Origin of the sequence: Streptomyces sp. F63 (assembly GCF_018070345.1) — a bacterium.
In the GTDB taxonomy this organism is placed as follows: Bacteria; Actinomycetota; Actinomycetes; order Streptomycetales; family Streptomycetaceae; genus Streptomyces.
Genome location: NZ_JAGPXX010000018.1, coordinates 16,498 through 30,575, shown reverse-complemented (window position 1 = coordinate 30,575; position 14,078 = coordinate 16,498). Strand labels below are relative to the sequence as shown.

The window sequence follows — 14,078 nt, the reverse complement described above, 5'->3', positions numbered from 1 at the left end:
GCCATCCACGAGACCACGAGTACCGAGCAGGTGACACCCTTTTGCCGGTCCCCCCCGGACTCCAGTCCCGGCTTGAGCAGTGGCACCACGAGACCGAGGCCGCGCGGGACGGCAACCGCTCGGTCCGGGTGTCGGTGACCTCAACCCGGACGATCCGCGGGCGCGCGGTGACGTGAAGACGCAGCCGGAAGCCCGTGTCCAGGGGTGTCGCTCCGTCTGTACGGCCTCTACCAGCGCTGAGTCCCGGGGCGCCCGGGACACCGGAGTCGGAGCACCGGCCGCGCCGCACCGCCGGGCCCCGACCCCGGTTCCGGGACCGTCTGCCCGGCCGTTCAAGCGGTGAAGACCTTGCCCGGGTTGAGGATGCCCGCCGGGTCCCACACCTGCTTGATGCCGCGGTGGAGGTCGAGCACGGCCGGGCTGAATTCCCTGGCCAGGCCGCGCATCTTCAGCAGTCCCACCCCGTGCTCGCCGGTGACCGTACCGCCCAGCGCGATCGCCTGGTCCACGATCTCCTCGAACACCTCCCGGCCCCTGGCCAGTTCCTTCTCGTCCCCGCGCGGCACGACGAGCATGGGGTGCAGATTGCCGTCCCCGGCGTGGGCGAGTCCGGCGATGCGCACGCCGTGCCGTCCGGCGGTGCGCTCCAGGTGGGCGAGCATCTCGGGCACGAGGGTGCGGGGCACGCAGATGTCCTCGCTCAGAACCAGGCCCAGCCGTTCCAGCGCCGGGTAGACCAGCCGGCGGGCGGCGAACAGGGCGTCGCCCTCGGCCTGGTCGCGGGAGCGCGCGCTCCAGGTGGCGCCGGCCGCCTCGAAGCAGGCCAGCACGGTGGCGGCCTCCTGCTCGCCGGCGGCACCGGGGGCGTCGCAGCGGGCCAGCAGCAGGACGTTGCCGCCGTCGGTGAGTCCCATGTTCTTCCATTCGTCCACGGCGCGCAGGCAGTAGCGGTCGACGAGTTCGAGGGCGCTCGGAACCACACCGGACGCCACCACCCGGGCCACGGCGCGGCCCGCTCCGGGCAGGTCGGCGAAGGAGCCGACGACGGTGTGCTCCGGGGCGCGCTCGCCGCGGAGCCTGAGCGTCACCTCCGTGACCAGGCCGAGGGTGCCCTCCGAACCGACCAGCAGACCGGCCAGTTCGAACCCGGCGGAGCTCTTGGCGGTGCGGCGGCCGAGGCGGACCGCCCGGCCGTGGCCGGTCACCACCTCCAGACCGAGCACGTAGTCGCGGGTCACGCCGTACTTCACGCAGCACAGGCCGCCCGCGTTGGTGGCGACGTTCCCGCCGAGGGTGGACCACGGGGCGCTCGCCGGGTCGGGCGGGTACCACAGGCCCTCGGCGGCGCAGGCGGCGCGGAGGTCGTCGTTGACGACGCCCGGCTGGACCACGGCCAGCCGCTCGTCGGGGTCGATGCGGAGAATGCGGTTCATCGCGGCGAAGGAGACAACCACGCAGCCGTCCACCGCGTTGGCGCCGCCGGACAGCCCGGTGCCGGCGCCGCGGGCGACCACCGGGACGCCCCGCTCGGCGCAGTACCGCACGACGGACACGACCTCCGCGGTGTCGCGGGGCCGCACCACGGCCGCCGGAAGGGACCAGGGCGCGCCCGCCGCCTCGTCATGGGCGAAGGACGCCAGCCGGGCCGGGTCGCCGATCACCCGTCCGTCCGGGAGGAGCTTCGCGAGATCCGAAGCGGGATCCAAAGCGGGATCCGAAGCGAGATCTGAAGATGTCGTCCTCATCCCCGGGAGGTTCGCACCGGGCGCCAGAGGCGGCAATTGGCCCTTTGTACACGTCAAGTGGCCTGTACCAAGGGCCAATTGCCCGGCCGCCGGGCCATCGGGAAGCCTGAAAGCAGCCGAGGCCGGGCCGCCGGCGGCGGCCATCAGGAGGGTGGGTTGATGACGGCAGTGGTCACGGGCATCGGGGGTTTCCTCCCGCCCAGGAGGGTCACGAACGACGACCTGTCACGCACGCTGGACACCACGGACGAGTGGATCCGCACCAGGACCGGCATCCGGGAGCGCCGGGTCGTCTCCGGCGGCCTGTCGACCGGAGCCCTGGCCGTGGAGGCCGGCCGCCGGGCGCTGCGCTCGGCCGGGACGGGCGGCGTGGACGCGGTGGTGGTGGCGACCACCTCGCCCGAGCGGCTGTGCCCGGCGGTGGCGCCCGAGGTCGCGTTCCGGCTGGGGCTCGGCACCGTGGCCGCCTTCGATCTGACCTCGGCCTGCAGCGGCTTCCTGTACGGGCTCGCCACCGCGGCCGGACTGATCGGTTCCGGCACCGCCGACCGGGTGCTGTTCATCGGGGCAGAGGCCTTCACCACGCTGGTGAACCCGGAGGACCGGGCCACCGCGCCGATCTTCGGTGACGGTGCCGGGGCGGTGGTGCTCCGCCGCGGCGAGCCGGACGAGCCCGGCGCGCTGGGCCCGTTCGATCTCGGGAGCGACGGCGCGCTGGCGGACCTGCTGGCCATCCCGGCGGGAGGCGCGCGGCAGCGCTCCGCGGACGGCGGTCCCGGGCACGGCGCGGTGCCGGCGGCGGACTGGTACCTGCGGATGGAGGGCCGTCCGCTGTACACGCAGGCCGTCGAGCGGATGACGCAGTCGGCGCGGGCGGTTCTCAAACGCGCGGACCGGTCGGTGGCCGACCTCGACTGGCTGGCCGGCCATCAGGCCAACCTCCGCATCCTGCAAGCGGTCGCGGAGGAACTTGAGCTGCCCGAGGAGCGGGTCGCCGTGAACATCGACCGGGTGGGCAACACCCTGTCGGCGTCGGTGCCGCTGCTGCTGAACGACTACGCCGCGCGCGGCGAACTCCGGGCGGGCCAGCGGGTCCTGCTGTCCGCCTTCGGGGCCGGGCTGTCCTGGGGTTCGACCGTCCTCGTCTGGCCCGGCATCCCCGCCGAACCCGTCGGCTGATCTCCGTCTGTCCGCCGGTGCGCCTCGCGCCGGCACGCCTCGCACCGTCCACCTTCCACCGTCATGCCGTCCCACCGGCACGGCACCGTCATGCCCGAACACCGTCCCAGGAGGAATCACCATGAGCTCCCTGCACGACTCCGTCGCCGAGGTCTTCGCCGCCCGTTTCGGTCTCGACCCCGAGAAGGTGGTGCCCGAGGCCACGTTCGACGATCTCGGTCTCGACTCGCTGTCGCAGATCGAGCTGGCCACCGCCCTGAAGAAGCGCCTGGGCATTGTGATCAGCGACGAGGAGCTGTCGGAGATCTCCGTGGTGGCCGACATCGTCGCGCTCGCCGAGCGGAAGGGCGTCGCGGTCCGATGACCGGGTTCGCCGCCGCCATCACCGGGACCGGGCTGGTCACCTCCGCGGGTGCCGGAGTCGAGGAGAGCTGGGACCGCGTGGTCGCCGGCAAGCCGACGGCGGCCCACCACGCCTGCCTGGACGGCCTGCCGGTCACCATGGCCTGCCGGGTGCCCGGCTTCGACGCGGCCCGGCTGGGCGTGCGCGACGCCTGGCAGTGGGACCGCTACACGCAGTTCGCCATCGCCGCGGCGCGCGAGGCACTGGAGCGGGCGGGTCTCACTCCCGGCTCCTGGGACGACAGTTCGCGGGTGGCCGTGATCCTCGGCTCCGGCGCCGGCGGCACCGCGACGCTGGAGGAGCAGCACCGGGTGCTGATCGAGGAGGGGCCGTCGGAGGTCTCCCCGATGACCCTGCCGATGGGATTGCTCAACATGGCGGCGGGCCAGGTGGCCATCGACATCGGCGCCAACGGGCCCTGCATGGCGCCGTGCACGGCGTGCGCCGCCGGGGCGAGCGCGATCGGCCTCGGCCGGGAGCTCATCCGGTCGGGACTGGCCGACATCGTGGTCGCGGGCGGCTCCGAGGCCCCCGCCACCCCGCTGTACGTGTCCGCGTTCGCCCGGATGCGGGCGCTGTCCCGGCGGCTGGACGATCCGGACAGCGCCTCCCGCCCGTTCGACGCCGGACGGGACGGCTTCGTGCTGGGCGAGGGCGCCGGTGTGGTCGTCCTGGAGTCCGAGGAGCACGCCCGGGCCCGCGGTGTACGACCGGTGGCGCGGGTGATCGGGTACGGCGCCTCGGCGGACGCGCACCATGTGACCTCGCCCCATCCCGAGGGGAGGGGAGCCGAGCTGGCGGTCCGGGCGGCCCTCGCGGACGCCGGGCTGACCGGCCGGGACATCGGGTACGTCAACGCCCACGGCACCTCCACACCGCTCAACGACGTCATCGAGGCCGGTGTGATCCGGCGGGTGGCCGGGACGGATGTCCGGGTCAGCTCGACCAAGGGCGTCACCGGGCATCCGCTGGGCGCGGCCGGTTCCGTCGAGGCGGTGTTCGCCGCGCTCACGGTGCGCGACGGGGTGATCCCGCCCTCGGCCGGCACCACCGAGGTCGACCCGCGGGTGGAGGTGGACGTCGTGCACGGTGCCGCGCTGCACGAGCGGGTGGAGGTGGCCCTGACCAACTCCTTCGGTTTCGGCGGCCAGAACGCCGCCCTGCTGATCGCGTCCGCCTGACCGCCGCCCGGCCGGGTCCGCCCGCCGCGCACCCGGCCGCGCCGCACCGCACAGCGCCGCACAGCGCCGCATCCAGCCCTTCCCACCGGCCTCCACGGACCGAAAGGACCCAGCAATGACCCCGTCGGCCTCCGCCGACCTGTCCCGGCTCCTCTTCGACGGCAGGTACGAGCAGACGCACAAGGACCTCCACGAGCTGCTGCTCGACCCCGTGTTCGACCCCCGCGAGGGGCTGACCGCGGCCGAGGCCGGGCGGCTCGCCTACGAGCGCTCGCGGGCCGTGCACGCGGCGCTGGAACGCCCGCGGCAGATCCTGGCGGACCCGTGGCGGCTGTTCGCCCTGGCCGAGTGGCCGTCCCTGGTGGACGTCTCCACGTTCTCGCTGCTGATGGTCCACTACAACCTGGCCTTCGGCACGGTCCTGGAGCACGGGGACGGCCGGGACGACCTCAAGGATCTCGTCGACGAGCTCGACCGGCTGGACTCGTTCAGCCCGTTCATGGCCACCGAACTGGGTTACGGCAACAACGTGGCCGCGCTGCGCACCGAGGCCGTACTCGACGCCGCGGCCGGGGAGTTCGTCCTCAACACCCCGGATCCGCTCGCGCAGAAGTACATGTCGTACAGCGGGTTCCGGGACATCCCGAAGCTCGCGGTGGTGATGGCCCGGCTGAAGGCGGACGGCAGGGACCACGGCGTCCACCCCTTCCTGGTGCGGATCAGCGACGGCCGCGGACTGTGCGAGGGCGTCCATGCCGCGCCCTGCCCGGAGAAGCCGGTGCAGGGCCTGGACAACGGCCTCACCTGGTTCGACCATGTGCGCGTCCCCCGCCGCAATCTGCTCCACGGCGGCGCGGGCGGATTCGGCGAGGACGGCGTGTTCCGCCCGTCCGCCGGCAACCGGCGCACGCAGTTCCTGCGGGCGATGAACCGCATCATCCCCGGACGGCTGTGCGTGTCGAGTGCGGCCACCGGCGCCGGCCGGGCCGCCGTGTACACCGCCCTGCGGTACGCCGAGCGGCGGCTCACCAACGCCCCCGGCCGCAACGACCTGCCGGTCATCGAGTACCGCAGTCACCAGCTCGCGCTGTTCACGGCGCTGGCCGGGACGTACGCCATGACGCTGCTGCTCAACCACGCCAAGCGGGAGTTCACGGCCGTGCCGCCGGACTCCGTACCGGCCCGGGTGAACGACCTGGTGTCCATCACCAAGGCGCTGACCACCTGGGAGATGAGCGAGGTCGTCGCCGTCTGCCGGGAGCGCTGCGGGGCCCAGGGAATCTTCAGCGCCAACCGGATCGCGGACTACGGCTCGCTGCTCCAGGGCCTGGTCACCGCGGAGGGCGACAACCAGGTGCTGCTGGCCACCACCGCCGGGCAGATCATCGCGCGCGGCGACGACGACGGCGACAGTGACGACGGCAGCGGGCGGGGCGAGCCGGACGGGCCCCCGGACCCGCGGGGACGGGACCCGCGGGACCCGCGGTTCCTGCTGGCGGCGCTGCGCCACCGGGAGCGGGAACTGCTCCGGGCCGCCCGGGCGGCCATGGACGACGGCCCGGGAGACCGGACCTACTTCGAGGCGTGGAACGACACCCTCAACTCCGGCCTGGAGATGGCCCGGGCGCGCGGGGTGCGCACGGCGCTGGAGTGCTTCACCGCCGCCGTGGACGGAGCACGGGACGAGTCGGCGCGCGCGGCGCTCGCCCTGCTGGCCGCCCTGTACGGGCTGAGCGAGGTGCGGCGGGACGCCGGCTGGTTCCTGGCGCGCGGCGTGCTGACGGCGGAACAGGTGGAGCGGCTCCCCCGGGAGGCCGACGCGCTGTGCGCGGAGCTCCGGCCGTACGCGGGCCTGCTCATCGACGGGTTCAACCTGTCACCGGAGTTGTTGCGCGCGCCGATCGCGGCGGACGACTACGTGTCCGCCTTCCAGCGGTGGACCGGGGCCCTCGGCCCGGACGGCCGCCCGGCCGGCGGGGAGGGGTGAGCGCGGTGACACGGCACAGCTACCCCTGCCCGGTCCGCTGGTCGGACATGGACGTCTACGGGATCGTCAACAACGTCTCCTACCTGCGCTATCTGGAGGAGGCCCGGGTCGACTTCGTCCTCCGGATGGCGCCGACCGAGCGGGACGCCTTCTTCCGGGGCGGCTCGGTGGTGGTGGAGCACCGGATCCGGTACCACCGGCAGTTGGTGCACCGGCACCGGCCGGTCGAGATCGAGATGTGGGTCTCCGCCCTCCAGTCGGCGACGGTGACGATCGACTACACCGTCAAGGACGGCGATCTGGTGTACGCCACCGCCTCGACCGTGATGGCGCCGTTCGACTACGCCGCGGGCCGGCCGCGGCGGCTGACCGACGAGGAGACCCGCTTCTTCGCGAAGTACCTCGAAGAGACCCCGGAGGCCGGCTGAGATGCGGCTGCTGAGGATCGGTCCGCCGGGACGGGAGCGGCCCTGTGCGGTCGGGCCCGGCGGGACCGTCCGGGACCTGTCGGCGTGGGTGCCCGACTGGACCGGCCCGGCCCTGGACCCGGACGCGCTGCGCCGGGTGCGGGCCCGGCTGGAGCGGGAGGCCGCCGCGCTGCCCGCGGTCGATCCGGCGGCCGAGCGGGTGGGGCCGCCGGTCCGGCCGGGCGGGCATCTGCTGTCGATCGGGCTCAACTACCGTGCGCACGCCGCCGAGGCGGGCCTGCCGGTGCCGGACGAGCCGGTCGTCGCCAGCAAGGCGCCGTCCGCGCTGGCCGGGCCGTATGACGACCTGCTGCTGCCGCCGAGCGGGCGGAAGACCGACTGGGAGGTGGAGCTGGCGGTGGTGATCGGGCGTACCGCCCGGTACCTTCCGGACCGCGCCGCCGCGCCGGCACACATCGCGGGGTTCGCCACCGCCAACGACGTGTCGGAGCGGAGCTGGCTGCTGGAGCGCGGCGGCCAGTGGGTGAAGGGCAAGTCCTTCGAATCCTTCGGCCCGCTGGGCCCGTGCCTGGTCACCCCCGATGAGGCCGGCGACCCGCAGGGGCTGCGGCTGACCTGCCGGGTCAACGGCCGGCTGATGCAGGACGGGACCACCGGCGACATGGTCTTCGACGTGGCCCATCTCATCTGGTATCTGAGCCAGTTCATGGTGCTGCACCCCGGTGACGTGGTGCTGACGGGGACGCCGGGCGGGGTCGCGCTCGGCCGTCCGGACCAGCCGTTCCTGCGCGCCGGGGACCTGGTGGAGGCGGAGGTGTCGGGGCTGGGCGCGCACCGGCAGCGCTGCCGTTCCGCCGTTCCCGGCGGCGTCCCGGCCCGCGTCCCGGGCCCGGCTCCGGCGGAGGTCCGGTGATCGGGCGCCTGCTGCCGGAGGCGGCGGCCTGCTGGGAGGTGTTCGGAGAACGCCCCGCTTTCCCCGTGTACCGCGCGGAGGAGGCCGCGGTGCGCGGCAGGGCACCCGGCCGCCGCCGCGAATTCGCGGGCGGCCGGTACTGCGCGCACCGGGCGCTGGAGCGCCTGGGCGTGCCGGCCGGGGCGGTCCCGGCCGGGGAGCGCGGCGCGCCCCGGTGGCCCCGGGGCGTGGTCGGGAGCATCACGCACTGCCGCGGCTACACCGCCGCCGCGGTGGCCCGGAGCGGTGGGATCGCGGCGCTCGGTATCGACGCGGAGCCCCAGCTGCCGCTCCCCCCGGACGTCCTGGAGCACATCGCCGGGCCCGGGGAGCGGGCCCGGGTGCGGGCGCTGCTGGCGGAGCGGCCGGGGGTGTGCTGGGACCGGCTGCTGTTCAGCGCCAAGGAGAGCGTTTACAAGGCCTGGTTCCCCGCCGAGGGCCGCTTCCTGGGCTTCCGGCAGGCCCGGGTCTCCCTCGGCCCGGCGGCGGGCGCGTTCCGCGTGCGGATCGAGGAGCCCGGTGCGCACGGACGGGGGCGCGGCGCGCTGCCCGCCGAGCTGGCCGGGCGCTGGGCGTGCGGGCGGGGTGTGCTCGTCACCGCCGTGGCCGTGCCGGCGGGTGCCGGGCCGGTCGTGCCGGGGCCCGCCGGTGCCGTGCCGACGGGTGCCGTGCCCGCCGTGGCCGTGCCGGCCGGTGCCGTCGCCGGGTCCGGCGGCCCGCCGGCCGCCGAGGAGGAGGAGTGGGGATGACGGTCCAGCAGGAGAGCGCGGCCGGCCGGGTGGCCGAGCTGCGCGCCACCAGGGAACGGGCCCGCCGCGGCCCGAGCGACCGGGCGACGGAGGCGCAGCACGCGAAGGGGAAGCTGACCGCCCGTGAGCGCATCGAGCTGCTGCTGGACACCGGGTCGTTCAACGAGGTGGAGCAGTTGCGCCGGCACCGGGCGGCCGGCTTCGGAATCGAGGAGCACAGGCCCCACACGGACGGTGTGATCACGGGCTGGGGCACGGTCGAGGGCCGCACCGTGTTCGTGTACGCGCACGACTTCCGGATTTTCGGCGGCGCGCTCGGCGAGTCGCACGCCGCGAAGATCCACAAGATCATGGACATGGCCGTCGCGGCCGGTGCGCCCCTGGTCTCGCTCAACGACGGGGCGGGGGCCCGGATCCAGGAGGGCGTCCCGGCTCTGGCGGGGTACGGCGGCATCTTCCGCCGCCATGCGCGGGCGTCCGGGGTGATACCGCAGATCTCGGTGGTGCTGGGGCCGTGCGCGGGCGGCGCCGCGTACGCTCCCGCGCTGACCGACTTCGTGTTCATGGTGAGCGGCACCTCGCAGATGTTCGTCACCGGCCCGGACGTGGTGAGGGCCGTCACCGGGGAGGACGTCACCCGGGAGCGGCTCGGCGGCGCCGACGTGCACGCGGAACGGTCGGGTGTGGCGCACTTCGTGTACGAGGACGAGCGGACCTGCCTGAGCGAGGTCCGCTACCTGCTGTCCCTGCTGCCGTCCCACAACCGGCAGGAGCCGCCGGCCGTGGAGAGCGGGGACCCGGCCGGCCGGCGCGGCGACGCGCTGCTCGGCCTGGTCCCGGCCGAGGGCCGGCTGCCGTACGACATGCGCCGGGTGATCGAGGAGATCGTCGATCACGGCGACTTCCTGGAGGTCCACGAGCGGTGGGCGCCGAACATCCTGTGCGGGCTGGCCCGGCTCGGCGGCGGGACGGTCGGCGTCGTCGCCAACCAGCCCGTCTCGCTGGCCGGGGTGCTGGACAGCCGGGCCGCCGAGAAGGCCGCCCGCTTCGTGCGGATGTGCGATGCGTTCAACGTGCCGCTGCTGTCCCTGGTCGACGTGCCGGGCTTCCTGCCGGGGGTCGACCAGGAGCACGGCGGGGTGATCCGGCACGGGGCCAAGCTGCTGTACGCGTACTGCGAGGCCACCGTGCCACGGGTGCAGCTCATCCTGCGCAAGGCGTACGGCGGGGCGTACATCGTGATGGACTCCCGCTCCATCGGCGCCGACCTGTCGTACGCCTGGCCGACCAACGAGATCGCGGTCATGGGTGCCGAGGGAGCCGCGAACATCATCTTCCGTAAGCAGATCGCGGAGGCCGACGACCCGGAGGCGGTGCGGGCCCGGGTGGTCAAGGACTACCGGTCGGAGCTCATGCACCCGTACTACGCGGCCGAGCGCGGGCTGGTCGACGACGTGATCGACCCGGCCGAGACCCGGCCGGTGCTGATCCGCGCCTTCCGGATGCTGCGCACCAAGCATGTGGAGCAGCCCTTCCGCAAGCACGCCAACTCACCGCTGTGACAACGCCGTTCGCCTGCCGTTCCGCAGGACGGCCACGGCCGGGCCCGGCCGCACGACCACGTCCACATCCACATCCACGTCCCGGAGCGGAGTCCATGACCCTCACCTTCACCACCGAGCCGGCCGTCCCGCTGCCCGCCGCGGAGCGGGCGGAGCTGCTCGCGTCGCCCGGTTTCGGCACGGTGTTCACCGACCACATGATCAGCATCGACTGGGACCGGGACCGCGGCTGGCACAGCGCCCGGCTGCACCCGTACGGTCCGTTGGTGCTCGACCCCTCGGCCCAGGTCTTCCACTACGGTCAGGAGGTCTTCGAGGGCATGAAGGCGTACCGGCGGCCGGACGGCACGGTGGTGACCTTCCGCCCGTACGCCAACGCGGCACGGTTCAACCGCTCCTGTGCGCGGATGGCGATGCCGGAACTGCCCGAGGAGACCTTCGTCGAAGCGCTGGAACTGCTGGCCGGCACCGACCGGGAGTGGGTTCCGGAGCAGCCGGGGTGCAGTCTGTATCTGCGGCCGTTCATGATCGCCACGCAGCACACCATCGGCTTCTACGGGCCTTCCGCCGCCTACCGCTTCATGGTGATCGCCTCCCCCGCGGCCGCGTACTTCACCGCGGGACCCAAGCCCCTGTCGGTCTGGATCTCGCGGGAGCACACCCGGGCGGCGCCCGGCGGCACCGGCGAGGCGAAGTGCGGGGGCAACTACGCGGGCACCCTGGTGGCCCAGGAACAGGCCCGGCGGGACGGCTGCGACCAGGTCGTGTGGCTGGACCCCGTGGAACGCCGCTGGGTGGAGGAGATGGGCACCAGCAACCTGTTCTTCGTCTACGGCGACCGCCTGGTCACTCCGGCGCTGTCGGGGACGCTGCTGGCCGGGGTCACCCGGGACTCGGTGCTGGCGCTGGCGGACGAGCTCGGCTACCGGGCCGAGGAGGGGAGGGTCGGCGTGGAGCAGTGGCGGGCCGACGCGGAGTCGGGGGCGCTGACCGAGGTGTTCTCCTGCGGGACCTCTTCGATGATCACACCGGTCGGTTCCGTCCGGAGCGCGGACGGCGGCTGGACGATCGGCGGCGGTGTGCCGGGACCGGTCACCTCACGGCTGGCCGAGGAGATCGCCGGGATCCAGTACGGGACGCGGCCGGACCCGTTCGGCTGGGTACACAAGATCGCCTGACGGGTGCCGGGACCGGCCCGCGGCTCCCCCGGTCCCGTCACCCCGGCAGCCCGTCAATCCGCCGGCCCGCCGGTTCCGGCAGTCCGTCAACCAGCGCGTCTGCCCGCCTGCCCGCCTGCCCGCCTGCCCGCCTGCCCGCCTGCCCGCCTGCCCGCCTGCCCGCCTGCCCGCCTGCCCGTCAGTCCGTCAGTCCGTCCACAGGAGAGAGAGGACGTGTGGGAATCATGAGCCGTTCGGTACTCGTCACCGGCGGGAACCGGGGCATCGGCCTCGCCGTCGCCCGCGCCTTCGCGGAGGCGGGCGACAGGGTCGCCCTGACCTACCGCACGGGCGGGCCGCCCGAGGCGGCCGCCCGGCTCGGCTGTCTCGGCGTCGGCTGTGACGTCACCGACGCCGCGCAGGTGGAGCGGGCGTTCAAGGAGGTGGAGGCGGCGCACGGCCCGGTGGAGGTGCTGGTGGCGAACGCCGGCATCACCCGGGACCGGCTGCTGCTGCGGATGTCCGAGAAGGACTTCACCGAGGTGCTGGACACCAATCTGACGGGCGTCTACCGCGTGGTCCGGGCGGCGGCCGGGGAGATGGTGCAGGCCCGGCGGGGACGGATCGTGCTCATCTCCTCGGTGACGGGGCTGCTCGGTGCGGCCGGCCAGGCCAACTATGCCGCCTCGAAGGCCGCGTTGGTGGGCTTCGCCCGGTCCGTGGCCCGCGAGCTGGGCTCGCGCGGGATCACCTGCAACGTGGTGGCGCCCGGGTTCGTCGAGACGGACATGACCGGCGCGCTGACCGGCCGGCAGCGGGACGCCGTGCTCGGCAGGGTGCCGCTGGCGCGCGGTGCGCAGCCCGGCGAGGTGGCGGCGGCGGTGCGGTTCCTGGCCTCCGCGGACGCCGCCTACATCACCGGGGCGGTCCTGCCGGTGGACGGCGGCCTGGGCATGGGTCACTGAGGGCGGCGGCCCGGCCGTACCGGCGCCGTCGCCCGGAGGCCGCGTGCGCCGGGGTGGAGCGGCAGCGGCGGGGCGGGAGCGCCGCGGGCTCAGTGGTGCTCGGAGACGAGGGTCGCGCGGGTGCCGGGCTCCAGCGCCTGGAACACGTGCGGCACGTCGCCGGGATAGCAGATGTAGTCGCCCGGGCCCAGTTCCACCGGCTCGTCGGCGGTGCCCACCAGGGCCCGGCCCGCGCTCATGACGACGTGTTCCACGACCCCCGGCTGGTGCGGGTCGGAGGAGCGCCGCGGCCCGGGCTCGGCGGCGACGCCGTAGACATCGCGGCGGGCTCCGGGCGGGGACGCGGCGAGGAGGGTGGCGCGGTAGCTGCTCCGGGCGGAGTGGACGGCCGGGCCCTCGCCCGCGCGGATCACCTGGACCCGCGGCCGGGGAGCGGCGAGCAGCCGGGAGAAGGGGATCTCCAGGGCCACGCAGAGCGCCCAGAGGGTTTCCAGGCTGGGGTTGCCGGCGCCCGACTCCAGTTGGGAGAGCGTCGACTTGGCGATTCCGGCGCGGCGGGCGACTTCGGTGAGGGAGATCCCGGCCCGGGTGCGCTCGGCCCGCAGGGACGCGGCGATCGCCTCGATCGGCGGCTTGAGGCCGGGGGCCCCGGGGTCGGCGTCGGACACGGCGCGTTCGCTCCAATGGTCGGTCGTTCGCCTTGACGAACGTTCTGGCTGCTGTTCATTATAGGCGTCATGCGTTCGATGTGGAGAACTCTGGACCAGGGCCTCTTACGGGACATCGCGCTCGTCTGCCTCGCCGTGGGTGTCATCGGCCTCTCGTACGGCGCCATCGCGGTGACCTCGGGGTTCACCTGGTGGTTCCCCGTCCTGATGGGCGCGCTGGTCCTGGCGGCCTCCTCGGAGTTCCTGTTCATCGGCATCATCGCGGCGGGCGGCAGCCCGGTCGCCGCAGTGCTGGCCGGGCTCCTCGTCAACGCCCGCCACCTGCCGTTCGGCCTGGCCGTCCCCGATGTGCTGGGGCGCGGCTGGCGGGGGCTGCTCGGCACCCACCTGATGAACGACGAGACGGTCGTCTTCGCCATCGCCCAGGACGATCCGGCGCGCAAGCGTGCCGCGTACTGGCTGTGCGGCGTGGGCATCCTGGCCGTCTGGCCCGCCGGCGCCGCGCTGGGCGCGCTGCTCGGCAGCGTCGTCGAGGACACCGGCACCCTGGGCCTGGACGCCATGTTCCCCGCGGTGATCCTCGCCCTGATCCTCCCCGCGATGAAGGAGCGGGCGCTGCGGCGGACCGCGCTGGCCGGCGCCGCCCTGGCCCTGGCCTCCTCCGCCTTCCTCCCGGCCGGGCTGCCGGTCCTGGTCGCCCTGGCCGCGCTGCCGCTGTTCACCACCAGGGCCCGGAAGGGAGCCACCCTGTGAGCGGCGGCGTGCCCCTGGCCCCGGCGCTGGCGGCCATGCTGGTCCTGGCCGGCGGGACGTTCCTGCTCCGCCTCGCCGGACCGGCCCTGCGGGCGAAGGTCGCCCTTCCGAAACGCGCGGAGAAGCTGCTGGAGGTCTCGGCGGTCGTGCTGCTCGCCGCGCTGGCGGCCACGGCGGCCCTCACCGAGGGGGCCGGTTTCGCCGGGGTCGCACGGCCGGCCGGGGTCCTGGTGGGCGGGGTACTCGCCTGGCGCAGGGCGCCGTTCCTCGTCGTGGTGCTCGCGGCGGCGGGGGTGGCCGCGCTGCTGCGGCTCGCCGGAGTTCCGTGAGCGGCCGGCGCCCCCAGCCG

At 74.3% G+C, this 14,078-nt stretch carries 14 protein-coding genes; 12 read left to right on the top strand and 2 right to left on the bottom strand.

All coding sequences use genetic code 11. From position 1 onward, the window contains the following. Positions 1-332 precede the first annotated feature (332 nt). Entirely contained in the window at positions 333-1,706 is a 1,374-nt protein-coding gene (locus KBZ10_RS18790; RefSeq protein WP_247702609.1) for an FAD-binding oxidoreductase, read from the bottom strand. Between the two features lie 198 nt (positions 1,707-1,904). Here KBZ10_RS18790 and KBZ10_RS18785 point away from each other — a divergent pair, with 198 nt between their 5' ends. The 10 genes from KBZ10_RS18785 (at position 1,905) to fabG (ending at position 12,308) form a co-directional block, all read left to right on the top strand. Further along, positions 1,905-2,924: a beta-ketoacyl-ACP synthase III gene (locus KBZ10_RS18785; protein WP_210988814.1), complete on the top strand. Its 1,020-nt coding sequence runs from the start codon at positions 1,905-1,907 to the stop codon at positions 2,922-2,924. A gap of 121 nt (positions 2,925-3,045) precedes the next feature. After that, positions 3,046-3,288, top strand: a complete 243-nt coding sequence (locus KBZ10_RS18780; RefSeq protein ID WP_210988813.1) for an acyl carrier protein — start codon at positions 3,046-3,048, stop codon at positions 3,286-3,288. Next, the gene (locus tag KBZ10_RS18775) at positions 3,285-4,508 is read left to right on the top strand and encodes a beta-ketoacyl synthase (protein ID WP_210988812.1); all 1,224 of its coding nucleotides are present in this window, start codon (positions 3,285-3,287) and stop codon (positions 4,506-4,508) included. The genes KBZ10_RS18780 and KBZ10_RS18775 overlap by 4 nt, the downstream gene beginning before the upstream one ends. 115 nt (positions 4,509-4,623) lie before the next feature. Continuing rightward, positions 4,624-6,495, top strand: a complete 1,872-nt coding sequence (locus tag KBZ10_RS18770) for an acyl-CoA dehydrogenase (RefSeq protein ID WP_210988811.1) — start codon at positions 4,624-4,626, stop codon at positions 6,493-6,495. Positions 6,496-6,500: 5 nt separating this feature from the next. After that, complete coding sequence (locus KBZ10_RS18765; protein WP_307847505.1) at positions 6,501-6,923, top strand: thioesterase family protein; 423 nt, start codon at positions 6,501-6,503, stop codon at positions 6,921-6,923. Between the two features lies 1 nt (position 6,924). Continuing rightward, complete coding sequence (locus KBZ10_RS18760) at positions 6,925-7,836, top strand: fumarylacetoacetate hydrolase family protein (protein ID WP_210988810.1); 912 nt, start codon at positions 6,925-6,927, stop codon at positions 7,834-7,836. Continuing rightward, positions 7,833-8,624 (top strand): 4'-phosphopantetheinyl transferase superfamily protein, encoded by a 792-nt coding sequence (locus KBZ10_RS18755; RefSeq protein WP_210988809.1) that lies wholly within the window; start codon positions 7,833-7,835, stop codon positions 8,622-8,624. Before KBZ10_RS18760 ends, KBZ10_RS18755 begins: the two co-directional genes overlap by 4 nt. After that, a complete protein-coding gene (locus tag KBZ10_RS18750; protein WP_210988808.1) occupies positions 8,621-10,186 on the top strand; it encodes an acyl-CoA carboxylase subunit beta in 1,566 nt (521 codons plus the stop codon). The genes KBZ10_RS18755 and KBZ10_RS18750 overlap by 4 nt, the downstream gene beginning before the upstream one ends. 95 nt (positions 10,187-10,281) lie before the next feature. Further along, positions 10,282-11,364 carry a branched-chain amino acid aminotransferase gene (locus KBZ10_RS18745; RefSeq protein WP_210988807.1) on the top strand — a complete coding sequence of 361 codons (1,083 nt, stop codon included), beginning with the start codon at positions 10,282-10,284 and terminating at the stop codon, positions 11,362-11,364. 224 nt (positions 11,365-11,588) lie between these two features. Continuing rightward, the gene (gene fabG / locus KBZ10_RS18740) at positions 11,589-12,308 is read left to right on the top strand and encodes a 3-oxoacyl-ACP reductase FabG (RefSeq protein ID WP_210988806.1); all 720 of its coding nucleotides are present in this window, start codon (positions 11,589-11,591) and stop codon (positions 12,306-12,308) included. A gap of 89 nt (positions 12,309-12,397) precedes the next feature. Here fabG and KBZ10_RS18735 read toward each other — a convergent pair whose 3' ends face one another. Then, the gene (locus KBZ10_RS18735) at positions 12,398-12,976 is read right to left on the bottom strand and encodes a helix-turn-helix domain-containing protein (RefSeq protein WP_210988805.1); all 579 of its coding nucleotides are present in this window, start codon (positions 12,974-12,976) and stop codon (positions 12,398-12,400) included. A 69-nt stretch (positions 12,977-13,045) separates the two neighbouring features. Between KBZ10_RS18735 and KBZ10_RS18730 the strand changes: the two genes are divergently transcribed. Beyond that, complete coding sequence (locus tag KBZ10_RS18730; RefSeq protein ID WP_210988804.1) at positions 13,046-13,729, top strand: AzlC family ABC transporter permease; 684 nt, start codon at positions 13,046-13,048, stop codon at positions 13,727-13,729. A gap of 35 nt (positions 13,730-13,764) precedes the next feature. Then, complete coding sequence (locus tag KBZ10_RS18725; protein ID WP_210988880.1) at positions 13,765-14,058, top strand: AzlD domain-containing protein; 294 nt, start codon at positions 13,765-13,767, stop codon at positions 14,056-14,058. The last annotated feature ends 20 nt before the right edge of the window (positions 14,059-14,078 follow it).

What these genes read in the sequence shown, in the direction of transcription:
- KBZ10_RS18785 (WP_210988814.1), top strand. Translation starts at nt 1,905, where the DNA reads ATGACGGCAGTGGTCACGGGCATCGGGGGTTTCCTCCCGCCCAGGAGG.
- KBZ10_RS18770 (WP_210988811.1), top strand. Translation starts at nt 4,624, where the DNA reads ATGACCCCGTCGGCCTCCGCCGACCTGTCCCGGCTCCTCTTCGACGGC.
- KBZ10_RS18780 (WP_210988813.1), top strand. Translation starts at nt 3,046, where the DNA reads ATGAGCTCCCTGCACGACTCCGTCGCCGAGGTCTTCGCCGCCCGTTTC.
- fabG (WP_210988806.1), top strand. Translation starts at nt 11,589, where the DNA reads ATGAGCCGTTCGGTACTCGTCACCGGCGGGAACCGGGGCATCGGCCTC.
- KBZ10_RS18745 (WP_210988807.1), top strand. Translation starts at nt 10,282, where the DNA reads ATGACCCTCACCTTCACCACCGAGCCGGCCGTCCCGCTGCCCGCCGCG.
- KBZ10_RS18730 (WP_210988804.1), top strand. Translation starts at nt 13,046, where the DNA reads ATGCGTTCGATGTGGAGAACTCTGGACCAGGGCCTCTTACGGGACATC.
- KBZ10_RS18750 (WP_210988808.1), top strand. Translation starts at nt 8,621, where the DNA reads ATGACGGTCCAGCAGGAGAGCGCGGCCGGCCGGGTGGCCGAGCTGCGC.
- KBZ10_RS18775 (WP_210988812.1), top strand. Translation starts at nt 3,285, where the DNA reads ATGACCGGGTTCGCCGCCGCCATCACCGGGACCGGGCTGGTCACCTCC.
- KBZ10_RS18760 (WP_210988810.1), top strand. Translation starts at nt 6,925, where the DNA reads ATGCGGCTGCTGAGGATCGGTCCGCCGGGACGGGAGCGGCCCTGTGCG.
- KBZ10_RS18725 (WP_210988880.1), top strand. Translation starts at nt 13,765, where the DNA reads ATGCTGGTCCTGGCCGGCGGGACGTTCCTGCTCCGCCTCGCCGGACCG.